This window comes from Bacillus sp. SD127 (assembly GCF_058566445.1).
Genome location: NZ_CP191226.1, coordinates 133,266 through 156,444, shown reverse-complemented (window position 1 = coordinate 156,444; position 23,179 = coordinate 133,266). Strand labels below are relative to the sequence as shown.

Annotated in this window: 24 protein-coding genes and 1 pseudogene; 13 read left to right on the top strand and 12 right to left on the bottom strand. The window is 44.1% G+C overall.

Going from position 1 to position 23,179, the window contains the following annotated elements; genetic code table 11:
- Positions 1–8: 8 nt before the first annotated feature.
- Both iolB and iolA read right to left on the bottom strand, forming a co-directional pair.
- On the bottom strand, positions 9–824 hold the full coding sequence (iolB, locus tag ACQVGS_RS00870) for a 5-deoxy-glucuronate isomerase (RefSeq protein WP_127696287.1): 816 nt from the start codon (positions 822–824) through the stop codon (positions 9–11).
- A gap of 74 nt (positions 825–898) precedes the next feature.
- Complete coding sequence (iolA, locus tag ACQVGS_RS00865; RefSeq protein ID WP_105954570.1) at positions 899–2,362, bottom strand: methylmalonate-semialdehyde dehydrogenase; 1,464 nt, start codon at positions 2,360–2,362, stop codon at positions 899–901.
- 406 nt (positions 2,363–2,768) lie between these two features.
- Between iolA and iolR the strand changes: the two genes are divergently transcribed.
- The 7 genes and pseudogenes from iolR (at position 2,769) to ACQVGS_RS00830 (ending at position 8,614) form a co-directional block, all read left to right on the top strand.
- Positions 2,769–3,524: a myo-inositol utilization transcriptional regulator IolR gene (iolR, locus tag ACQVGS_RS00860; RefSeq protein ID WP_024123450.1), complete on the top strand. Its 756-nt coding sequence runs from the start codon at positions 2,769–2,771 to the stop codon at positions 3,522–3,524.
- 53 nt (positions 3,525–3,577) lie between these two features.
- On the top strand, positions 3,578–4,510 hold the full coding sequence (locus tag ACQVGS_RS00855; RefSeq protein WP_024123451.1) for an aldo/keto reductase: 933 nt from the start codon (positions 3,578–3,580) through the stop codon (positions 4,508–4,510).
- A 216-nt stretch (positions 4,511–4,726) separates the two neighbouring features.
- Entirely contained in the window at positions 4,727–5,377 is a 651-nt protein-coding gene (locus ACQVGS_RS00850; protein WP_106021862.1) for a hypothetical protein, read from the top strand.
- 3 nt (positions 5,378–5,380) lie between these two features.
- Positions 5,381–5,689 (top strand): DUF2653 family protein, encoded by a 309-nt coding sequence (locus ACQVGS_RS00845; protein ID WP_106021861.1) that lies wholly within the window; start codon positions 5,381–5,383, stop codon positions 5,687–5,689.
- A 220-nt stretch (positions 5,690–5,909) separates the two neighbouring features.
- Positions 5,910–6,470: a CGNR zinc finger domain-containing protein gene (locus ACQVGS_RS00840; protein ID WP_106022022.1), complete on the top strand. Its 561-nt coding sequence runs from the start codon at positions 5,910–5,912 to the stop codon at positions 6,468–6,470.
- Positions 6,471–6,613: 143 nt separating this feature from the next.
- A pseudogene (locus tag ACQVGS_RS00835) lies at positions 6,614–7,102 on the top strand (HPP family protein).
- 126 nt (positions 7,103–7,228) lie between these two features.
- Positions 7,229–8,614 carry a sugar porter family MFS transporter gene (locus tag ACQVGS_RS00830; RefSeq protein ID WP_487446046.1) on the top strand — a complete coding sequence of 462 codons (1,386 nt, stop codon included), beginning with the start codon at positions 7,229–7,231 and terminating at the stop codon, positions 8,612–8,614.
- A 44-nt stretch (positions 8,615–8,658) separates the two neighbouring features.
- On the opposite strand, the gene htpG is transcribed toward ACQVGS_RS00830, so the two are convergent.
- On the bottom strand, positions 8,659–10,539 hold the full coding sequence (htpG, locus tag ACQVGS_RS00825) for a molecular chaperone HtpG (RefSeq protein ID WP_024123457.1): 1,881 nt from the start codon (positions 10,537–10,539) through the stop codon (positions 8,659–8,661).
- Positions 10,540–10,728: 189 nt separating this feature from the next.
- Positions 10,729–10,980: a hypothetical protein gene (locus ACQVGS_RS00820; RefSeq protein ID WP_106021858.1), complete on the bottom strand. Its 252-nt coding sequence runs from the start codon at positions 10,978–10,980 to the stop codon at positions 10,729–10,731.
- Positions 10,981–11,098: 118 nt separating this feature from the next.
- Between ACQVGS_RS00820 and ACQVGS_RS00815 the strand changes: the two genes are divergently transcribed.
- Positions 11,099–11,920, top strand: a complete 822-nt coding sequence (locus ACQVGS_RS00815; RefSeq protein WP_106021857.1) for an SDR family oxidoreductase — start codon at positions 11,099–11,101, stop codon at positions 11,918–11,920.
- A gap of 33 nt (positions 11,921–11,953) precedes the next feature.
- Here the strand turns inward: ACQVGS_RS00815 and ACQVGS_RS00810 are convergent, their stop codons facing one another.
- Positions 11,954–13,114, bottom strand: a complete 1,161-nt coding sequence (locus tag ACQVGS_RS00810) for a TetR/AcrR family transcriptional regulator (RefSeq protein WP_127696285.1) — start codon at positions 13,112–13,114, stop codon at positions 11,954–11,956.
- Between the two features lie 141 nt (positions 13,115–13,255).
- On the opposite strand from ACQVGS_RS00810, the gene ACQVGS_RS00805 reads away from it, so the two are divergent.
- A complete protein-coding gene (locus ACQVGS_RS00805; RefSeq protein WP_284560007.1) occupies positions 13,256–14,593 on the top strand; it encodes an aldehyde dehydrogenase family protein in 1,338 nt (445 codons plus the stop codon).
- A gap of 122 nt (positions 14,594–14,715) precedes the next feature.
- Here the strand turns inward: ACQVGS_RS00805 and ACQVGS_RS00800 are convergent, their stop codons facing one another.
- Entirely contained in the window at positions 14,716–15,141 is a 426-nt protein-coding gene (locus tag ACQVGS_RS00800) for a DUF5391 family protein (RefSeq protein WP_024123470.1), read from the bottom strand.
- Between the two features lie 144 nt (positions 15,142–15,285).
- Complete coding sequence (locus ACQVGS_RS00795) at positions 15,286–15,780, bottom strand: aldo/keto reductase (RefSeq protein WP_491830716.1); 495 nt, start codon at positions 15,778–15,780, stop codon at positions 15,286–15,288.
- A 196-nt stretch (positions 15,781–15,976) separates the two neighbouring features.
- Here ACQVGS_RS00795 and ACQVGS_RS00790 point away from each other — a divergent pair, with 196 nt between their 5' ends.
- On the top strand, positions 15,977–16,432 hold the full coding sequence (locus ACQVGS_RS00790) for an RDD family protein (protein ID WP_106021853.1): 456 nt from the start codon (positions 15,977–15,979) through the stop codon (positions 16,430–16,432).
- Between the two features lie 52 nt (positions 16,433–16,484).
- Here the strand turns inward: ACQVGS_RS00790 and ACQVGS_RS00785 are convergent, their stop codons facing one another.
- The 3 genes from ACQVGS_RS00785 to yxaF all read right to left on the bottom strand — a co-directional run bounded on the left by ACQVGS_RS00785 (position 16,485) and on the right by yxaF (position 19,516).
- Positions 16,485–17,687 (bottom strand): DUF418 domain-containing protein, encoded by a 1,203-nt coding sequence (locus tag ACQVGS_RS00785; protein ID WP_106019850.1) that lies wholly within the window; start codon positions 17,685–17,687, stop codon positions 16,485–16,487.
- A 150-nt stretch (positions 17,688–17,837) separates the two neighbouring features.
- Entirely contained in the window at positions 17,838–18,851 is a 1,014-nt protein-coding gene (locus ACQVGS_RS00780; RefSeq protein WP_106021852.1) for a quercetin 2,3-dioxygenase, read from the bottom strand.
- Between the two features lie 89 nt (positions 18,852–18,940).
- The gene (gene yxaF, locus ACQVGS_RS00775; RefSeq protein ID WP_101859680.1) at positions 18,941–19,516 is read right to left on the bottom strand and encodes a transcriptional regulator YxaF; all 576 of its coding nucleotides are present in this window, start codon (positions 19,514–19,516) and stop codon (positions 18,941–18,943) included.
- 130 nt (positions 19,517–19,646) lie between these two features.
- On the opposite strand from yxaF, the gene ACQVGS_RS00770 reads away from it, so the two are divergent.
- A complete protein-coding gene (locus tag ACQVGS_RS00770) occupies positions 19,647–20,717 on the top strand; it encodes an SDR family oxidoreductase (RefSeq protein ID WP_106019852.1) in 1,071 nt (356 codons plus the stop codon).
- A gap of 70 nt (positions 20,718–20,787) precedes the next feature.
- Here ACQVGS_RS00770 and ACQVGS_RS00765 read toward each other — a convergent pair whose 3' ends face one another.
- Positions 20,788–21,219 carry a MarR family winged helix-turn-helix transcriptional regulator gene (locus ACQVGS_RS00765; RefSeq protein WP_095712611.1) on the bottom strand — a complete coding sequence of 144 codons (432 nt, stop codon included), beginning with the start codon at positions 21,217–21,219 and terminating at the stop codon, positions 20,788–20,790.
- Positions 21,220–21,442: 223 nt separating this feature from the next.
- On the opposite strand from ACQVGS_RS00765, the gene ACQVGS_RS00760 reads away from it, so the two are divergent.
- Together ACQVGS_RS00760 and ACQVGS_RS00755 are read left to right on the top strand one after the other, a co-directional pair.
- Positions 21,443–21,847, top strand: coding sequence for a CidA/LrgA family holin-like protein (locus ACQVGS_RS00760; protein ID WP_095712610.1), 405 nt, complete (start codon positions 21,443–21,445; stop codon positions 21,845–21,847).
- Positions 21,817–22,509 (top strand): LrgB family protein, encoded by a 693-nt coding sequence (locus tag ACQVGS_RS00755; protein WP_216394724.1) that lies wholly within the window; start codon positions 21,817–21,819, stop codon positions 22,507–22,509. The genes ACQVGS_RS00760 and ACQVGS_RS00755 overlap by 31 nt, the downstream gene beginning before the upstream one ends.
- Before the next feature lie 131 nt (positions 22,510–22,640).
- Here ACQVGS_RS00755 and ACQVGS_RS00750 read toward each other — a convergent pair whose 3' ends face one another.
- Complete coding sequence (locus tag ACQVGS_RS00750; RefSeq protein WP_216394725.1) at positions 22,641–23,147, bottom strand: DUF1433 domain-containing protein; 507 nt, start codon at positions 23,145–23,147, stop codon at positions 22,641–22,643.
- Positions 23,148–23,179 lie beyond the last annotated feature (32 nt).

Below are 23,179 nucleotides of genomic sequence, written 5' to 3'. Positions count from 1 at the left end.
CTCACTTGTTAGCGTTCTAAAATCCACTCATGAGCCGGATCATTATGAAACTTCCATTTTCGTGTCGGTCCTGCCATGACATTTAAATAGTAGGACGTATATCCGTCCGGCACACCTACCGGGTGATATCCCGCAGGAACGATGACAACGTTTTCATTTTCTACAGTCATTGTCTCGTCAATGGAGCGGTCATCTGTGTAAACGCGCTGAAATACAAAGCCTTGGCCCGGATCTAATTCATGGTAGTAGGTTTCTTCCAAGAAGGACTCCTCCGGCAGGTTGTCTTGATCGTGTTTATGAGGCGGGTAGCTGGACCAGTTTCCGCTGTCTGTATAAACTTCAACCACTAAGAGGCTGTTAGCGGAAGGATCTGAATCCGGAAGAATGTTGTGAACGGTCCGTTTGTTGGAAAACTTTCCGCGATGTTCAATCCCGTTGTCTTCCGCCTTGATCAGCTTTGTCGGAAGCTGTTTCTCTGATGGCGAATAGCAAAGCGCCACTCTCGCATCACTCTCTGCCGTAATCTCAAAGGCAAGGTCATTGGAGATATAGACGCTGTCTGTCGGTTTTCTCTCAAATACGCTTTCACGCGTACCGATATGTTCAAACGTAGATTCATGATCCGTCACTGTGATTTTTCCCGTCACTGCCACAATGCAGATTTCTTGTTTTTTCAATTCTTCTGTATAGCTTGAACCGGATGCGAGTTCTAACACTTTAAACTCTACATAGGTAAGATCTGAGTTTGATTTCGTTACTTCATGCACAAGTTTGACGCCTTTTGATACTTCATTCGACTGCGGCTTACGCAACAAATGACTCATGGTTAAGCCCTCCTCTTTCTATGGTAAGAATGAGTCCGAACAGCGCAGAGACACGCCGTTCGGCTGTTCGTCGTTTAGTTGAAATCAGGTGCCGGGTATCTTGCTGTCACTACTTTTTTACGCGTGTAGAAGTCAACGCTGTCCTTACCGTTCGCGTGCAGCGTTCCGAAGAATGAAGACTTCCAGCCGGAGAATGGAAAGAACGCCATCGGTGCCGGCACACCCAGGTTGATGCCGAGCATTCCAGCGTCAATATTTTCACGGAAGTAGCGGATGGCATTCGAATTGGATGTGAACAGGCAGGCGCCATTCGCAAATTCAGACTTGTTGGCAATCTCAATGGCTTCTTTCAGGTTTTTCACACGAATGACGGATAGGACAGGAGCAAAGATTTCGTCTTTCCAGATCGTCATCTCTGTTGTGACATTATCGAAGATTGTCGGGCCGACAAAGTAGCCGTCGTCAGACACATTTTCACGTCCGTCACAAACGAGTCTCGCGCCTTCTTCCAGCCCTTTTTCAATGTAGCTGAGCGTGCGTTTCTTGTTGTCCTCACGAATAACCGGTCCCAAGAATACGCCGTCATCAAGGCCGTTTCCGATTTTAATCTCAGCGGCTTTTTCTTGAAGCTTCGCCATGAATTCATCAGCGATACCTTCTTCAACTGTCACAACCGCACAAGCCATGCAGCGTTCTCCGGCTGAACCGAAGGCTGCTCCGATGATGTTTGTGATCGTGTCTTCGAGATTCGCGTCATTCAGGACAATCGTGTGGTTTTTCGCGCCTGTCAGAGATTGAACACGTTTTAAGTTTTCGCTTCCTTTTTTGTAGACGTATTCACCGACCGGCTTTGAGCCTACGAATGAAATCGCTTTAATTTCAGGATGCTCGAGGATGCCATTCACAACGTCATGCGCACCGTATACGACGTTGAAAACACCTTTTGGAAGGCCCGCTTTTTCAAAAAGCTCAACCAATTTCTCCGTTAACAGCGGCGTACGCTCAGACGGCTTTAAAATAAATGTGTTGCCGAGTGCAATGGCCATTGGGAACATCCAGCAAGGAACCATCATCGGGAAGTTAAATGGTGCGATTCCGCCGACAACTCCAATTGGGTAGCGGTAGTTGGCCGCTTCCACATCCGTCGCAATAGAAGCAAGTGAGTCACCCATCATCAGAGAAGGCGCGCCGGCTGCGAACTCAACGTTTTCAATCCCGCGTCCCACTTCTCCCAGAGCTTCTTTTGTGTTTTTGCCGTTTTCGATGGTAATCAGATGAGCAAGTTCTTCTTTATGCTGAGACAGCAGCTGCTGGAAGTTAAATAGAATTCTCGCACGGCGCGGAACCGCCACTTTCGACCATGTTTTAAATGCCTCACCCGCTGTTTGAGCCGCGTAATCAATATCTTCTTTTGTAGAAATCGGCACTTGGCACAGCACTTCTTTCGTAGCCGGATTGATAACGTCTTCATATTGATCCGTTTTGCTTTCAACCCATTCACCGTTGATATAGTTTTTTAATTTTCTGATTTCTGCCATTCTTATTGCCTCCTTCATTAGTAAACACATACACTTGTATGGATGGTTCAGGATAGATTCATAAGATTACAATTAAACGCTTTCAAAAAAACAAAAAAAATCAATGGTTAGATACACTTTTTGTAAGCAACCATATCATCACTGAAATCACACACAACAGGTTACTTCTTGGTCATTTCTTGGTTATATTCTAATCGTATAATACCCATAAGTCAATCACAAACACTAAATTTTTTCATTATTTTTATTATACTAATCTTTCAGTAATGCAAGAGACCGCCTGGAAGTCCGGCGAATCTTGCAAAAGATACATACCAATGTTATCATTTTTTAAGCAACTATTGATTAACTTTTGGTTTTTATTATATATTTACATTACTTTAAGATTCAAGAAGGAGTTTTTTGTATGAAACTGATGCGGATACAGGAAATGGAGGAGTACATTTTATCGCATGGCACTGTTTCCTTAGATGAGCTGTGCCAGGTTTTCAATGTCTCAAAAAACACAGTCAGACGCGATATCAACAAGCTGACGGAAAAAGGTGCGATCGAAAAAGTATACGGCGGCGTAACATCAATTGAGAAAACCGCACTTGTTCCTTTTGAGAATCGCACCATCCAGCACCAAGATGAGAAAACAAAAATTGCCCATTATGCTTCCCGGTTTATTGAAGACCATGACTTAATCTTCATTGACTCAGGAACAACAACCAAGTCGATTCTCGATACGCTTGATCCGAACAAAAATGTCACCATTTTAACCAACAGCTTGGACATTATCAATGCGGCATCGGCTATGAAGAATATCAACCTAATCATTATCGGAAACAATTATAAAAGAAAAACACGCTCCTTTGTCGGCATGGATGATCCGGGCACTTTGGAGAAGTACAATATCAATAAAGCCTTTATGTCTGCAACCGGAACAACACTGACACACGGACTGACCAATTCGGATCTGCTCGAGTATGACATTAAAAAGAGGATTTCTGAAAAAGCGAAAGAAGTGTATTTATTGGCCGACCATTCAAAATTCGGAAAATCAACGCTGCTGACCTATGCGCCCTTTGACAGACTGCACTGTATTGTGACATCTCAGCCGTTAGATGACGAGTACACGCAGTACTGCCATGAGCACCAAATCGGCATTCATCTGGCCTAACGTTTACAATAGTGTTGAGAGTCTTTCATCAATTTTATTCCAGGAGGTAGATCATGAAAAAAGCAACGCTCGGAAAATCAGACTTGCAGGTATTCCCTATCGGATTAGGAACAAATGCTGTAGGAGGACATAACCTCTACCCGAATCTGAATGAAGAAACCGGAAAAGAATTGGTTCGCGAGGCCATTCGTAATGGCGTGACCATGTTAGACACCGCTTATATTTATGGCATCGGCCGTTCGGAAGAGCTAATTGGTGAAGTGCTGCGCGAGTTCAATCGCGAAGATGTCGTCATCGCCACAAAAGCCGCGCACAGAAAAGAAGGAAATGACTTTGTTTTTGATAATTCGCCTGAGTTTCTGAAAAAATCAGTTGATGAAAGCCTGAAACGTTTGAATACCGATTATATCGATCTGTTCTACATTCACTTTCCGGATGAACATACGCCGAAGGATGAAGCGGTTAACGCACTGAATGAAATGAAGCAAGCCGGAAAAATCCGTTCCATCGGTGTCTCCAATTTCTCTCTGGAACAGCTGAAGGAAGCCAACAGAGACGGTTTGGTCGATGTGCTCCAAGGTGAATACAACCTGTTAAACCGTGAAGCGGAAACAACCTTCTTCCCGTATACGAAGGAACACAATATTTCATTCATCCCTTACTTCCCGCTTGTATCAGGATTACTGGCCGGAAAATATACGGAAGATACGACGTTCCCTGAAGGAGACCTGCGAAACGAACAGGAACACTTCAAAGGCGAGCGTTTCAAAGAAAATATCAGAAAGGTCAACAAACTGGCGCCGATTGCTGAAAAGCACAACGTGGACATCCCTCACATCGTATTGGCTTGGTATTTGGCAAGACCGGAAATTGATATTTTAATCCCTGGAGCAAAACGTGCCGATCAGCTGATTGATAACATCAAAACAGCCGATGTAACGCTTTCTCAAGAGGATATTTCGTTTATTGATAAGCTGTTCGCATAAGAAAAAAACAGCCTTCTCCATGGAGAAGGCTGTTTTTTTGCCCATAAATTGGTTTGATTTTGATGCAACACTTACAAAAAGAGGCATGAATCCGATAAAATAAAGGTAGTTTATCTCAGAAAGAAAGTGATTGAAAAAGCTAAACATGATATGAAAGATTGATATGATTCAAACCAGAAATAACGGGCCGTTTCGGCGGTCTATGGAGGAAACAGAATGAAACTGAAATATGTTAAAGCCTTAGTTGCAGTAACCGTTGCTTTAGGTGTACTGCTGCCATCAGCCATTTCTCATGCAAAAAGTTTTAGCGGCCGCTCATCATCCAGTCACAGCAGCCGAAGTTCAAGCTCGTCATACAGCGGAAGCTATAAATCCAGCCCGAAATCAAGCTACAGTTCAGGATCAAGCTCTTCAAGCAAAAAGTCCAAAACGTCTGATGATTCATCATCATCGATTTCGCTGAAAAAGAAATCTTCCGAAAAGACAAGCTCATCAAGCTCTAAAAAATCGTCAGGCACGTTTTCCGGCGCCACATCAAAAGTAAGCGGAAAGACATACAGCGGAAAAACATCTAAAGCTTATGTTGGCGGACGTTATGTTTCAGTGAATCATTATTACAATGCAGGATTCTCGCCATCAGGATGGTTTGGCTACTATAGCGGATTCACAATGAGCATGTTCATGATCAGCATGATGCACCCTTGGGGTTACACCTATCATCCAGTCGGAGGCCCAGGCTATGTTTCTTATGGCGCTTCACCCATTGCCTGGATCGTTGATGTCATCGCTTTGATCATTATTTTAATCATTGTCATTGCACTGATTCGCGCATTTAAAACACCGAAGACGTACAGAAGGAGCTTTTAGGTAATGAAGTTAGTATTAAATGAGCAAGAAATTGTAGACGGGATTTGTGTGTATATTTCTAATGGTGAAGAGATTTACCCTGAGGACGTTGAAGTAAAAGAGCTGTCTTACAACAAGCGTACAGGATTCTTCGCTGAAGCCAAATATGGCCTGCATCACAAGCAGCTTGAGTCAGATGACATTTCAGAAGGCATTATTCAGTTCTTAGAGGAATACCACAACTTCAATCCAGACGTTACCGTCGTTGAATTGCAATTTGATAAGAAAAAAGGATTCTCCGCCTTGGTTTTCGTCAACGAGGGTGAAGAATAAAAATGTCTTAATCAGAACCTTACTCCGGGCGAGTAAGGTTTTTTATGATGTTTTTTGAAATGCAGGTACAGAAACGGCTGTTTCCGGTAATGGGAGGAGCACCATCCCTAATGATCAGCAGACTGCCTGACAGATAAAATGGGAAAAAGCCTCCTTTTACTCATATCCTTGCGTGAAAAAGGTTTTGGCGCTTACAATGATTTTGAAAGGAATGATTACAATGGCAAATGCTCAATTCCCTCTTATCACACAAAACCTTTCTCTCGATCTCGTTAATACTGAAATCATAAGCTATGATAAACGGCACGATCTCATCCAGTCAGAAAAAGATCTGATGGCATGGTTTGAAATAATGGGAGAAACTGCTCCTTTTCTCAGGTCTTTTACGCTGCAGCAAGTCCAAGAACAATTGCAACGGATTCATCAATTCCGCGCTGAGCTGAGAAAACATTTTGAGAGTATCGCCGAAGGCAGTAAACCTTCTCTAGCTTTTATCGCTTTCCTGCAAGATCAAATCGCCGCCGCTCCTTTTTCTTATCAAATCTTAGATGACAAACTTGCCCGCATTCCGAATGGAAAACCAGATGATTCTATTTTATCACTTATCGCTTACGATGCCTTATGGCTGATTCATACAAAAGAAATCCAACAGCTGAAACGGTGCGCAAACGAAAAGTGCATTTTGCTTTTTCTTGATAAAACAGGAAGGCGAAAATGGTGCTCCATGAAGATATGCGGCAACAGACAAAAAGTCTCACGCCATCATAAAAAAAATCAATAATGAGTAAAAAACCGTTCCCCAGAGAACGGTTTTTTTATCGAAGTTGAAACTAACCATTAAAAATAAAATTGACAGGTTAGTTTATAGCTATTATCCTATACATACTGGGAGGGATAAATTTGGAAAACAACTTCTTTTTGAAAATGCAAGGAAAAGGAAAAACACCTTTACAGGTAAATGGAAAGGACGCCGTCACAGGCTTTTTAGGAGGATTCATCACCATTCTGGCGCTTGCAGTATTGACCTCTTATACATCAAGCCCATGGTTAATGGCCCCTTTTGGAGCGAGCTGCGTGCTGGTATTCAGCGCTTGGAATGCACCTTTATCACAGCCGAGAAATGTGATTGGCGGGCATTTTATCTCTGCACTTACAGGACTGGCTGTCCTTCATATATTCGGAGCTCATCCCTGGATTTTTGCATTGGGGACAGGGCTTGCCATCTTTTTCATGATGCTGACCAAAACCACTCACCCTCCTGCCGGCGCAGATCCCATTGTGGTCATTCAAGGGGCGTATGCTTAGAGTTATTTACTGTTTCCCGTTTTCATTGGGTCTGCCATCATCGTGATCATCGCTCTCGTGATCAATAACTTGCGTAAAAACCGCCAATACCCCTCGTTTTGGCTTTGAATTTCCTTTTGTGAAATCAATCTTTTTTCAAACAAATGTTTCAAATTGATTAGGAGAAGGGTACTAATCTATTAACTTTGTTACATAGTACATACTCATTGGCTCAAAGACTGAGGAGGAACATTTGTGAAGACAAACACAAGGAAATATATGATCTACTTTTTCGGCGCTTTAGGGGGGCTGCTTTACGGTTATGATACGGGCGTTATCTCGGGAGCGCTGCTGTTTATCAACAATGATATCCCTTTAACAACACTGACAGAAGGATTGGTTGTCAGCATGCTGCTCCTCGGCGCGATTTTCGGTTCCGCTTTAAGCGGCACGTGCTCCGATCGCTGGGGCAGGAGAAAAGTCGTATTTGTTTTATCCATCATTTTTATCGTCGGGGCGCTTGCTTGTGCATTTTCTCAAACCATTACCATGCTGATCGCGTCTCGGGTCATTCTCGGCCTGGCCGTAGGCGGTTCAACGGCGCTGGTGCCTGTATATCTTTCCGAAATGGCACCGACAAAAATCCGCGGAACACTCGGCACGATGAACAATTTAATGATTGTCAGCGGTATTTTACTTGCATATATCGTAAACTATCTATTCACACCGTTTGAAGCGTGGCGCTGGATGGTGGGGCTGGCTGCGGTGCCTGCCGTGCTTTTATTAATCGGGATCGCATTTATGCCTGAATCACCAAGATGGCTCGTGAAGCGCGGACGTGAAGATGAAGCGAAACGAATCATGAAAATCACTCATGATCAAGAAGATATTGAACGTGAACTGGCAGATATGAAACAAGGGGAAGCAGAGAAAAAAGAAACAACACTCGGCGTGTTAAAAGCCAAATGGATTCGTCCCATGCTTTTGATTGGGGTCGGTCTTGCTATATTCCAGCAGGCTGTCGGCATTAACACGGTGATATATTATGCGCCAACCATTTTTACAAAGGCTGGCCTTGGTACGTCAGCTTCTGCACTCGGCACAATGGGAATCGGTGTCCTCAACGTCATCATGTGTATCACCGCCATGATCTTAATTGACCGTGTCGGCCGCAAAAAGCTTCTGATCTGGGGAAGTGTCGGCATTACGCTGAGCTTGGCCGCACTATCGGCTGTGCTCCTGATGCTGGGGCTCTCTACATCAACAGCTTGGCTCACCGTCGTATTTCTCGGAGTTTATATCGTATTCTACCAGGCGACATGGGGGCCGGTGGTTTGGGTGCTCATGCCTGAGCTCTTCCCGTCCAAAGCGCGCGGAGCAGCGACAGGATTCACCACTTTGGTGCTATCCGCAGCCAACCTGATCGTGTCGCTCGTCTTCCCGCTCATGCTCAGCGTGATGGGCATCGCATGGGTCTTTATGATTTTCTCAGTCATTTGTCTTCTCTCATTTTTCTTCGCCCTTTACATGGTTCCTGAAACCAAAGGGAAAAGCTTAGAAGAAATTGAAGCAAGCCTGAAACAACGTTTTAAAAGAAAGAACAGCGGACAAAGCCGTATGCTCAATGAACGGACGTCATAAATAGAAAAAGGAATCGTCTCATCGGGACGATTCCTTTTTTATGGTTACACCATCACCTTGCACATATTGTTCGTAAATTCCACAGGGTCCTGAATCGGCAGACCTTCGATCAGAAGCGCCTGGTTATACAGGAGATTTGTGTACAGGCTTAGTTTCTCTTTATCTTGTTCGAAAGCGTTCTGCAGCGTCTTGAATACCTCGTGATTCGGGTTGATTTCCAGCACTTTGTCCGCTTTTACATTTTGGCTGTCCGGCATCGCGTTTAAAATTTTTTCCATCTCGATTGTCACTTCACCGTCAGCTGCAAGGCAGACCGGATGAGATTTAAGGCGTTTCGATACTCTGACGTTTTTCACTTTGTCAGACAGAATATTTTTCATTTCCTCAAACAGATCCTTGTACTTGCTTTCCTCTTCTTCAGACTGCTTTTGATCCTCTTCTGAATCGATGCCAAGATCGCCGCTTGATACAGATTTGAACTCTTTTTCCTGATATGAAGCGAGCATTTTGATCGCAAATTCATCGATATCCTCTGTAAAGTAAAGAATTTCATAGCCTTTGTCCGCTACCATTTCCGTTTGCGGCAGTTTTTCAATGCGGTCGTATGAATCACCGGTCGCATAGTAAATATATTTCTGCTCTTCAGGCATTCTGGATACGTACTCGTCCAGGCTGACCAGTTTTTTCTCTTTGGAAGAGTAGAATAATAAGAGATCCTTCAATTGATCTTTATTCGCGCCAAAATCATTGTACACGCCGAACTTCAGCTGTCTGCCGAACGATTTGTAGAAGGTCTCATATTTTTCTCTGTCTTTTTTCAGCAGGCTCTGCAGCTCGCTTTTGATCTTTTTGCTGATGTTTTTCGCAATCAGCTTCAGCTGGCGGTCATGCTGCAGCATTTCTCTGGAAATGTTCAGCGACAGGTCCTCAGAATCGACCATACCCTTTACAAAGCTGAAGTGGTCCGGCAGCAGATCCGCGCATTTGTTCATGATGAGCACGCCGTTGGAATAGAGCTCCAAGCCTTTCTCATATTCCTTAGAATAATAGTCAAACGGCATGTTTTCAGGAATAAATAAAATGGCGTTGTAGCGCACGGCACCGTCAACACTGATATGGACATGAGTGAGCGGTTTATCAAATCCGTAATGCTTTTCAGCGTAGAACGTCTCATAGTCCTCATCTGTCAGCTCGCTCTTGTTTTTTCTCCAGATCGGCACCATGCTGTTAACCGTCTGTTCCTCCTGCACCTCTTCAAATTCATTGTCGCTGCCTTCCTTCGGCTTATTAACCGTTGTATCCATTTTGATCGGGTAGCGAATGAAGTCAGAGTACTTTTTGATGATCGCTTTTAAACGATATTCTTCTAAAAACTCATCATAGCTCTCATCTTCCGTGTTCTCTTTGATCTTCAGGATAATGTCTGTGCCGACAGAATCCTTTTCACACGGCTCAATTGTATAGCCGTCTGCGCCAGCAGATTCCCATTTATACGCTTCTTCGCTGCCGAGCGCCTTACTGATAACGGTCACCACATCGGCAACCATAAATGCCGCATAAAATCCGACACCGAATTGCCCGATGATGTCATGGCCGTCCTTCAGTTCGTTTTCTTTTTTAAACGCAAGAGAGCCGCTTTTCGCGATCGTACCGAGGTGCTGTTCAAGCTCGTCCTTTGTCATTCCAATCCCTGTATCCGTGATGGTCAGTGTTCTCGCGCCTTTGTCAGCCGCGACTTTTATGTAGTAATTGTCTTTATCGAAGGTTAGCGCATCATCTGTCAGCGCCTTGTAATAGATTTTGTCAATCGCGTCACTCGCATTGGAAATTAACTCGCGAAGAAAGATTTCTTTTTGAGTGTAAATGGAGTTAATCATCATATCCAGCAGTCGTTTGGACTCTGCTTTAAACTCTTTTTTGGCCATTCAGCTCGCTCCTTTTTCATGCTTTGTGATGTTATGTAAACTCTTTTCAGCATCTATTTATCATAAATGATGACTCATGTCAATACGGTTTCCATCAAAGATTGATAGATGCATATATATGTAAATTTAACATTAGTTGGGGGTGTTTTCACTATTTTTTCTAGACAGTCTGATAAGAAAAAGAGAGGATCAGCCTCTCTTTTGTCCTGCATCATTCCATCGGCTAAACTCCCGCTTCATCCAAATATGCACCGGATAGAAAAACAAACAGAACGGTATCAGAAACAATAGATTATGCCATGAAGCATTCAGAAATGCGCTAGCTGTAACCGGAAACGTAATCTCTTGCAATAAAAAAGAGATGACAGTCAGCACAGCAAACGCAGCCGGAATCGTAATGAGACTATAAAATTTGAGTTCCTTCTTATGCTGTATCTTCAAAACACTTAAAACCTCCCAACAATTTCTAGTTCATTTTAACATATGCAGGTATTACTTTTCTCACATGTTTATCACTGCACACAGCGGGAAGACAACTAGAAAAAGGAGGATTTGTGTTATGGGAAGACTTGATAACAAAACCGCTGTGATCACAGGCGCCGCAACAGGCATTGGACAAGCAACGGCAGAGGTTTTTGCCAATGAAGGCGCGCGTGTGATGATTGGAGACATCAATACAGATCAAATGGAAGATACAGTTGAAGCAATCAGACAAAACGGAGGACAGGCGGATGCCTTTCACCTCGATGTGTCAGATGAAAACAGTGTGAAAGCATTTGCTGAGCAAATCAAGGACGCCTGCGGAACGATTGATATTCTGTTTAATAACGCCGGCGTCGATCAGGAAGGCGGAAAGGTGCACGAATACCCCGTTGAGCTGTTTGACCGTATTATGGCCGTCGACCTGCGCGGCACATTCCTTTGCAGCAAATATCTGATTCCGCTCATGCTCGAAAAAGGAGGCTCCATTATCAACACCTCCTCCATGTCAGGCCGGGCCGCGGACCTCGACCGCTCCGGCTATAACGCCGCAAAAGGCGGTATCACCAACCTGACAAAAGCGATGGCGATCGACTACGCGCGAAACGGCATCCGCGTCAATTCCATTTCTCCGGGCACGATCGAAACGCCGCTGATTGATAAACTGGCCGGCACCAAGGAACAGGAAATGGGCGAGAAATTCCGCGAAGCCAACAAATGGATCACACCGCTCGGCCGCCTCGGCAAACCGAAGGAAATGGCGACGGTGGCGCTGTTCCTCGCTTCTGACGACAGCTCATACGTCACAGGCGAAGACATCACCGCAGACGGGGGCATCATGGCGTATACATGGCCTGGCAAGATGCTGATTGATGAAAAATGGAAGGAAGAAACGAAATAAGAGAGGGGATTCAGCCCCTCTCTTTTTTGTTGTTCAAAGCAATATAATCTTATACTTCTTCACATCCAAAAACTGCAAAAACTCCCTGGCCAGCACCCCCGGATCGTGCGCCTTTCCCTCATCCAGCCGATACAACATCAAACCGATAATCATAGCGGAAACATAATAAGCATAAAGTTTCTTCCCCGCGCGGATATCAAGCTGCTGATGCAGGTAAAAAGATTCCAGGGCTTTGAACATGCTGGGTATCACATGAGGAATTCCCCATTCAGGATTGAGAAACCGGACAATGGGCGAGCGTTCCGATAATGCAGAAAGCAGGCTGGCAAGCGCCGTCTCAGCTTCCGCTAAAGAAAGCTCATCCGGACTGGCACTCACCGTCAGCCGATCAATCATATCTGCACACGATTGATGAATCATCGCTTGTAACAGGTCATCTTTATTGGCATAGTGATCATAAAAGGTCGCCCTGCGGATGTTGCTTTTTCTGGTGATATCCGAAATGGTCACCGCCGCATAGTCTTTTTTCTCCGCCAATACGTCCAGCAAAGCCTCTTGCAGCGCCTGTCTCGTGCGGACAACACGCCGGTCAATTTGCTTATTCTCCTCCGGCTCCGCTTCAGCAGCCTGCCCAAACAGCCAATAAAACCGTTTCTGAGAAACGAGTTCCCATACCTTGTGGCTGATGGCTTGCGGAGATGCAGACGCATCCTCATTCAGCCAGTACAAAATAATCGCATACGTATACAATGCTCTGTAATGTCCGTAAATCTCCTGCTCCATCGGCGTTAAATTCACATGAATCGGAGACAGCATGACATCCTGCTGAAACACATCTTTAAAAAACCGGTGGAAATTGTGATACGGTACGTTGTCTCTGACCATCATTGCTGAAAAAAAGGATTGATGCTGATGAACAAAAGACAATGTCGGATGCACTGTTTGCCGCTTTTGGCTGAGATGAAGTGTATCCATGTGCTTGAAAGCTTCGTAGAGCGCTTCGCTCAATCCTTCCTGCATGTCACTCATCAAATCCTCAATGATTGAAAACTTATCCTCGTAATAAAGATAGAGTGTCCCGCGGCTCACTTGTGCGTGTTCAGCAATTTCTTTCATTGTAATCTGTCGAATATCCCTTTTTTCTAATAAATCCAGAAGCGCCTGTTTGATTTGAGCCTCAGCAGATTCCGGCAAAAGAGTCACCTCCAAACTTAGACAGATGTTCGATATATGTACGGTAACGTATAGATGATTCTCCGTTGTCTTTCTTATAGAAAAGATACCACTTTATAATAGTTCCGAGATAAGCAGAAAGCAAATGAGGGGGATTTTACAATGGAACAGCAAGTAAAAGACGACATTCAGCGCGTCTTCCAGCTTCAGAAAAAACAGCAAAAAGTGCTGCGCGCTTCAACAGCGGAACAGCGTAAAGAAAAGCTTCAGCGCTTTTTGGATTCCGTCATTGCACATGAAGAGGAAATCATCGAAGCGATCCGCAAAGACGTGCGGAAGCCATATCACGAGGTCAAAAAAGCGGAAATCGAGGGTACAAAAAAAGCGATCAGAGATAATATGAACAACCTGGAAACATGGATGGCACCCAAAGAAGTCGGTTCATCCTTAAGCTCTGATGCCAACGGAATCCTTATGTACGAGCCTAAAGGCGTCACGCTTATACTCGGTCCGTGGAACTACCCGTTTATGCTGACGATGGCGCCGCTTGCCGCTTCTATCGCTGCAGGAAACAGCGCCATTGTAAAGCTGTCAGACTTTACGATGAACACAAGCAACATTGCCGCAAAAGTCATCCGAGATGCTTTTGATGAAAAAGAAGTCGCGATTTTTGAAGGAGAGGTTGAAGTGGCCACTGAGCTTCTTGATCAGCCGTTCGACCACATTTTCTTCACCGGAAGCACAAATGTCGGAAAAATCGTCATGACAGCCGCCGCCAAACACTTGGCATCTGTCACGCTTGAGCTTGGCGGCAAGAGTCCGACCATCATCGACAGTGAATACGACTTAATGGACGCAGCGAAAAAAATTGCTGTCGGCAAGTTCGTAAATGCCGGCCAAACCTGCATCGCACCGGATTATATCTTCATTAAAAAAGACGTGCAGGACAAGTTCGCAGGCATTTTACAAACCATTGTCAACGCAGGATTTATGGAAGATGATTACACGCCGGATCGAAACAAATTTACGCAAATTGTCAATGACCGCAACTTTAACCGCGTCAAAGCTTTATACGACGATGCCATCGAGAAAGGCGCCGAAGTCGTGTTCGGCGGCGTATTTGATGCAAGCGACCGTACGATCTCGCCAACCGTTTTAAAAAACGTTACGCCAGATATGAAGATCATGCAGGAAGAAATCTTTGCACCGATCCTGCCGATGATGAACTATGAAGACATCGATGAGGTCATTGATTACGTAAATGACCGCGATAAACCGCTCGCGCTTTATGTATTCAGCCACAACCAAGACCTGATCGACAACGTCCTTCAGCACACCACATCAGGAAATGCAGCGATCAATGATGTCGTCGTTCATTTCAGTGACGTCAACCTGCCATTCGGCGGCGTGAATACAAGCGGAATCGGCTCTTACCATGGGGTATACGGATTTAAAGAGTTTTCTCATGAAAAAGGTGTGTTTATTCAAGCAGCTAAATAAACATGATTTAGAGAATCTGCATCATCTTGCAGGTTCTCTTTTTCTATCATCACCGACAAAGTTTCATAACAATAAATAAATGTAGTTCACAGAAAAATCATGCATTAACACAAAATAGAAAACTATGTAAAATCCCTTGTGACAGGTTTCTTTGGCGCAGAACGAAACGCTGCAAAAAACCAAATGATGTTTACAGCCGCTGAAGCGAGACAGAGTCCCATCACAGTGATCACATCAGAGAGCGGATGGTCACTGAATATACTGACCATCAGCACAATGGCGGCAGTAGATAAGTGAATCAGCAAACCCATGCCGCAAAGCGCCGCCATCACATATCTCATTGCATCCACACCCAGCATGTAAATGAGGATTGGAATGAGATAGAAAACAAGTATCATACCAATTGCCGACCACATACCGATAGAGTTAAACTGATTGGCTGAGGACCCCGTGTCTGCCAGCGGAGAAAGTGAAGCCGCAGCAATCATCACGCAAAAAAGGATCGCAGAAATCGCAGTCATGATCACCACGCTATTTTTTCTGGACATGATCAATTGACACCTCCTAAAATAGAAATATTAACCTTTATTATCATAAGGTAATATCTAATAGAAATCGATGGGTTTTCTAAAAACACCCATAAAAAAAGATATACTCCATTCATTTGAAATAGAGTATAACTGGAAAAAACGTTAAGAACTGAACATCTGATCCATTTGTTTCAGTTCATCTTCTGATAAATGAAGATTTGCTGTTTTGATATTCGTCTTGAGTTGGCCAGGCCGAGTGGCTCCAGGAATGATCAAATCAATCCCAGGCTGATGCAGCAGCCATGACAAAGCGACCTGTGCCGGCTCCGCTTGTTTTTGTTCAGCAAACCGCTTTAATTTCTCCAGCTTCGCTTCGATCAGCTTCCACACCTGCTGCAAGTCACTTTGCTTCTGTTTCAATTTCTCCTGGTAATTTCTTAGCAGCTCGCGCTGAGTATCATCCAAGCGATCTGTCTGTTCCTGCAGGCTGAGGAACGGCTTCATTTCCTCTAAAGACATGCCCGTTTTCTTCAAACATCTGATGAACAGCAGACGTTTCTTGTCATCCTCACTAAACACTCGATGGCCGTTCGCCTTTCGTTTAACCGGTGGAAGCAAGCCGATTTTCTCATCATAACGAACCGCATCCTCAGTCATTTGGCACTGCTCCATGACTTCTTTTAATGTATAAAGCTTGTTTTTTCACCGTCCGTGGTAGATTTATATAGTAAAAAACAAAGGATAAAAGACTCATTTTTCAGTAATATCAGGATTTTATCACCATATCATATTGCAAAAGCTTTTTTTACAAAGTATACTGTTCCAGATTAATTCAAAGGAGAGAGAAATATACATGGAAAAACCGGCAGGATTTTGGATTCGTGTTTTAGCTTATTTGATTGATGGCATTATTGTATCTGTTCCTAGCTATATTATTCTATTTATTATCAATTCCGTATTTATCGCTGGATCCATCGCAACAGACCCATATATGACACAAGACGAATATATGGTGAAATACTTGACGCTTGCATTTTTGCCAACCATGCTGATTATGATTGTCATCAGTGTGTTATATTACGGGCTGCTTACAGCTTCTAAAATGCAAGGCACGCTCGGCAAGAAAATTCTCGGGCTGAAAGTAGTCAATGAACAAGGCGGACGCGTGTCTATCGGGCAGGCAATCGGCCGTTACTTTGCGTACATAGTATCTGGAATTATCTTTTATATCGGTTTTATCATGGTGGCATTCGGAGAGAAAAAAGGCCTTCATGACATCATTTGCCGTACGCGGGTTGTATATAAATAATTGAAAACATGAAAAGTCTAGACGTCAATTATGAGTCTAGACTTTTATTTATCTATGATTTCTTCAAGATCGGCTGCCACTTCATATACGTAAGGCTCCTCCAAAACCATTCAAACGGTCCCATTCGGAATGCCCGCAGCCAAAGGTGACTGGTGATCATTTGAAGGGCACATACCGCGATCGTGATCAGCACGCCCGCAGCCGGATATACTTTTCCGTATAACCCTAACCCGTAATGATAGAAAATCCACGTACAAATGATTGATTGCATGAGATAGTTGGTAAATGCCATTCTCCCGACTGCGGAAAAGTATTGCAGCGGCTTAGCCAGTCTTGTCTTATGATAAAGATACACAATCGTTGTGACGTAGAAAAACATAAGAAAAGGCGCTCCAACCAGCAAAAATACTTCTATTTCGGTCACACTGTACAATATATGAGCGCTGATGCCAATGACCAGCCCAGACAGCCATACTCTTTTTAACGCTTTGCGGTGCTTTTCCGGCTGATGCAGCAATCTTGATTTTGCCGCCGCAGCTCCCAGCAAAAACATACTGAAATATGGGATGGAGGCAAAAAAGAAATTCAGCGGATTATAGGTCAGCATGCCATTCATTGACATATAAACGAGCCGATCGTGGATTCGCTGTTCCGCAATGTCTTTCAGGCTGCCGTTTCCGTAAGCATGCAGCGCCTGCTTCGCTTGCTGAATGGCTGCTTGTGCCCATTCTTGTCCGTTTGCTTGATGAAAGCTTGCCAAAATGAACGGAAGAGAAAACAGGAGATACAAAGAGACTGCCCATATCAACAGTGTTTTCGGCTTTGCTTTTCTGAACAAAAGTAAAACCAAACCAAGCAGGGCGTATTCCGTTAAGATATCCCCGTCCCATATCAAAAAAGCATGAATGGTTCCAAAGATGAAGAGTGCCAATAATCTTCTGATATAAAGCGGGACAAAACGTTTTCCTTTGCTTAACGCTCTCTCCATCATCACCACCATGCCAAACCCAAATAAAAATGAAAACAGTAAAATACATTTGGTTTGAATCAAAAATTTCAATATTTCTGCTGCAGCAAAGTCTGCACCAGACCACTTTTCCGTGAAAAAATTATCCTTTCCAAGCATAGACAAATACATATCCGGATAACTGAAGTGCGCCAAATTCACAAATAGGATGCCGAAAATGGCAATTCCTCTTAACACGTCAAGCACACCAATCCGCTCATTTGTCAGAGTCGGCTGTAATGAAGCCATATGAATCACGCTCCTTTTTTCTATACCTCAATCGTATGAAAAAAAGAAGCGAAGAAACATCGATTTAGGTGGCAGCGCAAAGGAAAAACCTTACAATCTCGTCACCTTCACAATAAAAAACCAGGCTTCACAGGAAGCCCGGCGGAGATATTATGGTTTCATGACCTTTAAATCTAATGTGTCGATATTCTGCAAGACACGGTCGAATCGCAAAGCTTGAGGCTCACTCGGGAAAATATGCCCTTCATACGGATCTCCTAACGTGCGGAAAAACGGCTCGAATAAGCCCGGAACCAATACACCCACCATTTTTGTATAGTGAGAATCCAAGCGATATGAGTGTACAGTGTTGGCAGGAACATGCAGGAAATCTCCAGGATTAAGCTGAATTTCTTCACCATCGGCCCACATCGTCATTTGCCCTTCAAGGCAATAGAAAGTTTCTGTATGATGCTCATGGTAATGATCAACGATGCGATCGCCTTTAGGACCTTCAGATGATACAACGATAAATTGCCCGTCCGTATTCTTTTGCGCAGCCACAATGCGGTGAAGCTGATCGCCCGTCAATAGGCGGTCTCCTTCTCCAGACTCAAGCACGTATGGAACAACGCCAGCCGGAAGTTCTGTCTTCTCCACTAGTTTTGGAGCACCGGCACGGTTTTCATCCTCCGCAAATATAATGTCCGCCGCCTCAGCCGCTTTTGAAAAACGCTCTTTTGATACCTCTTCGCTTGCGTGCGGCGGATGTTCAGCGTGATCATACGGCGTTCCAAGCACGGAATACATATGTGCGACATTCCCTTTCATTGTGTAAGACACCAGCCGTGTTCTGTGGCTCTGCATCCGGTAGCTGTGCGGCGTTCCGGCCGGAATGTTCGCATAATCACCAGCTGCTAAAAGATGATGTTCTCCATCAAGCGTCAGTTCAAGCTTACCGTCCAGAACAAGAAGCCCTTCATGCGTATTTTTGTGAATATGAAGCGGAAAGGCATCTCCTTTTCCCCCAGAAAGCAGCACGATCTCGAACAAATCTCCCGTGCTCTTTCCGTTTGCCATCACTGTCGCGACCTGTCTGCCGAACAAATAGCGCTCTCCCTCTCCGCTGCGAAGCAAGTAAGGCACTTTTTCTTTGGGCAGTGAATGTTTACTTAACGTTTTCATGTTACGTCCTCCAATTTAGACCAGTCTATATATTTTAGGTTTCCTACTAGACCGTTCTATATAATTGTAGGGGAAAGGATAACAAATTGCTACCCTTTTTTCCTCACCAATACTGGAATTTGTTCGGCAATGAGAAGAAGGGGCGTTTTGTCTTTATTCGTTAAAGAAAGCATAATGCCGCCTTCAATCATCGAATTAATCAGCATTCCCAGCTGGCTTGCTTCTTCTTCTCCAAATCCGTTTTCCATTAATTTTCTGGCGAAAACCGCTTCCCAGCTTTTAAACACCTTCATGCAAACCGTACGCAGCGGCTCGCTGATTAACGCCGTTTCACTCGCCAGCAAGCCGACTGGAATCCCTTGAATGCTTTCCGTATTGTCAAACTGGCTGGCGGTTTTTTTGATAAAACGCTGAATCGCTTCAACAGGATCAGAGGATTCATCCATGCTTTTCTGTATCACATGTTCAACGATCTTACCCGTATATGTAACCGCTTCAATTGCTAATTCTTCTTTGCCATTCGGAAAAAAGTGATAAAGCGATCCCTTAGGAGCACCGCTTTCCTTCACAATCTGGTTTAAGCCCGTCGCGTGATATCCTTGCAGCTGGAACAGACGTGACGCTGTGTGAAGGATTTTTTCACGTGAATCTCCTCTGCTAGTCATTGAAACATTCCCTCCTAGGTATGGTAGAGCGACTTATATAATATAAAAAAGAACCATGGGATTGTCAAAAGGGGTAATAACCTTCTGGATGGGGTAAATGTAGACAAACATGTCTAGGAGGGGATTCTCGATGACAACTGATGATACGGTCACCAATACTGAACAGCTTGAAAAACAGCAAAACCCGAAAACGAAGCTCAAACTGAAAAAAGTAAAGGATCAAGTCATCGTCATTACCGGTGCTACAAGCGGAATCGGCCTCGTCACCGCGCGAATGGCGGCCGAAAAAGGAGCAAAAGTCGTCGCAGCAGCCCGAAATGAAGACGCCCTTCAGGAGCTCGTTGATGAAGTAAAGAAAAAAGGGCACGAAGCCATCTATGTAAAAGCGGATGTGGGAAAAGAAGAAGACGTCAACCGCATCGCAGAAACCGCGATCAGCACATTCGGCCGCTTTGACACATGGGTTAACAACGCCGCTGTTTCGGTTTTCGGACACGCCATGGATGTTACCACCGAAGACATGAAACGCGTGTTTGACACCAATTTCTGGGGTCCGGTCTATGGAACAAGGGCAGCCGTCAAACATTTTACAAGCAGAGGCGGTCCGGGTGCTCTCATCAATATAGGAAGCCTGTTCGGCGACAGAGGAACCGTTATTCAATCCACCTACGCGTCTGCGAAATTCGCGCTTCACGGATGGACAGAAAGCATCCGAATGGAGCTTGAAAAAGAACTGGCACCCGTCTCGGTCACACTCATCCATCCAGGCAGAATCGACACGCCTTACAACGAACACGCCAGAAGCTACCTGGACAAACAGCCGGCTCATTACCGCTCTATGATCTACCCGCCGGAAGCTGCAGCCGAAGCCATTCTGTTTGCCGCTGAACATCCGAAACGCGACATGTACATCGGCTCACAGGCAAAAGCCATCGCCATGCTGGGTGCACTCTTTCCCCGGCTGACCGACAGACTGATGGAAAAAATCATGTACTGCAGCCAGCATGCGGAAAGGCCGTCCAAACCGCGTGAAGAAAGCGCGCTTTACCATGCGGGCTACGGCATGCATGACAGAGGGACAAATAAAGGGTGGCTTCGGTCAAGAAGCTATTATGCAAAGGCCACAAAGCGCCCGGCGGTAACTGCGGCTGCGGCTGTCGGGCTTGCTTGCGTCTGGGCTGCAGTTAAACGCACCAAATGAGACCTTCCATCATTTAATTGCACACCATAAAACCCATGCAGACGTAACATAGCGCATGGGTTTTTTGATGTTAATCGACAAAGGCCTTGTTCATACGCTGGAGAAGTTCGCCAAACATCTCTTTTTCATGTATTGACCACTCTTTCAGCATCTGTTCATAACGTTCTAAGCGCATCTGCTGATCTGCCTTTAATGCTTGTTTGCCGAGTTTTGTAATGGTAAACAGACTGACTCTTCTATCGGAAGGATCGGTAAAACGATAGATGAGCTCCTTGGCCTCTAAAGCTGCAGCTTGTCTGGAAAGAGTAGAAATATCAAGCTTAAACGACTCCGCCAGCTCTTTTACACGAGCGGGTCCAAACTCATCCAATTGTCTCAATAATAAGTAAGAGGATCTCTCCAAATTCCCTGTTCTTTTCTCTGATTGATCCAGATAAACAGCTCTCCTGATAAACGTGGTCAGCTCATATTCAATCAATTCGACTGGATTCTGTTTTTGCAATGGCTTTCGCTCCCCATTCCGATGTTTGACATTGACAGCATTCTATATACTTGTATAATACAAATGTATAAGATCTGTATGAATAAGTATTGGATGATAAAATCTATTTATTTACTTGTATAGTACAACCATATAAAAAGAAAGTAAAGTCATTCCTCAGAACTAACAAAAAGGAAGTCAATCAGAAAGGAGGAAGCTGTTCTAATAGAGAGCAGTACTTGCTGTGAAAATCATTCGAATAATTTTGCAAGTGTTGATATTATATGTGTTTTTTATCATCGGAGAAGCACTTCAGCATCTGTTTCATTTACCGATATCAGGAAGCATAGTCGGCTTGGTATTGCTGCTGATCTGCTTAGCCCTCCGTATTGTGCCGGTTGCCATTATTGAAGACGGAGCCGGGTTTTTATTGTCCTTTCTGCCATTGTTATTCATTCCAGCTATGACCGGGGTGATGAAGTATCCATCTCTCGTTTCATTAAATGGGTTGATGTTGCTGATTACAGTCGTTTTGAGCACCATCTTCACGATCATTGCAGCAGGAGCCGCCAGCCAAGTTCTGGAAAAGAGAGCCAACAAACGAAAGGAGAAAAAGAAATGCAGCAAGCATGTATCGCAATCATTATAATTCTTTTGACAGTTGCGGCTTACTTAGCGATGGTACAGCTCTACAAGCGATTCCCTTTTCCATTTCTTATCCCTGTTCTGACAACGACAATTTTGATTGTCGCGTGTTTGGCGATGTTCCATATTTCGTATGAAGGCTATATGATCGGGGGAAAATGGATCAATTCTTTGCTTGGGCCGGCTGTTGTGGCACTGGCATATCCGCTTTATAAACAACGGCACATTATTATGAAATACAGTATTCCCATTATAGGCGGTGTGCTGGTCGGGTTGTGTATGGGGATGATCAGCGGACTCATTTTCGCAGAAGCATTCGGGATCAATCATGACCTCGTATTGTCCATTCTGCCGAAGTCGATCACAACCCCAGTTGCTATCCAAATTGCCGCCGGCCTTGGCGGTGTTCCTTCCATGACAGTCGTATTTGTCATGATCGCGGGTTTTTCAGGCGTCATTCTCGGGCCGCTGATCCTAAAATGGCTTCGTATCCGCAGTTCACTCGGAAAAGGCATCGCATTAGGCAGCGCCTCCCATGCACTCGGCACCTCAAAAGCATTTGAATATGGAGAACTGGCTGTATCCATGAGTTCGGTCTCAATGACACTTTGTGCGGTACTCGGCTCATTCATTGGGCCGCTCGTCGTCTGGCTGTTTCATATTTAACAAAAAAAGACTGCATTCAGTGGGCAGTCTTTTTCCATATCTATTTTACGCTGCTGATGCCGAACTGGCGTCTTGGAAAATGGCACAGAGGAGAAAGTAAACCGATCAAAATAAACAGGCATTTCGCCTGTTTATTTTAATTCTCCAATGTCTTTTAAATATTGTTCCCGTTCTTCTTTCGTCAAACTATTTAAAAAGTCTTCTTTAACCTCTTTATCAAAATCATCCCAGTTTTCAAATCGATCCGCTAAGTCTTTAGAATAACCTATTGAATCTACTTTATCAGTTCCATATCTTAAGGAGACATCGAATGAGAACTTTTCAGGATTGTTGTTTACGTACCCTGTTAGTTCAATCATTCCCATTGGGCTGATTGAGACATTCTTATCAAACGTTATCTCATTTACAAAATGATGTATATCATCCTTCTTCAATTTTTCCTTTATTTTCGGTTTCATTTTTTCAGCATATTCTTCTGCTTTTTGTTGATCATTTTTCTCCTCTGTATTCACGCTCTGATTCCCCCCAGATTTATCTGATGATTGATTAGAATTTGAGTTTTTATGATTAAAGTAAACAATTCCTATTAAAAGTACTATAATCATGCCAACAAAAAGTGTTTTTTTGGAAAATGACATGGTTTTTCACCCTTTTTTATTTTATTATACTA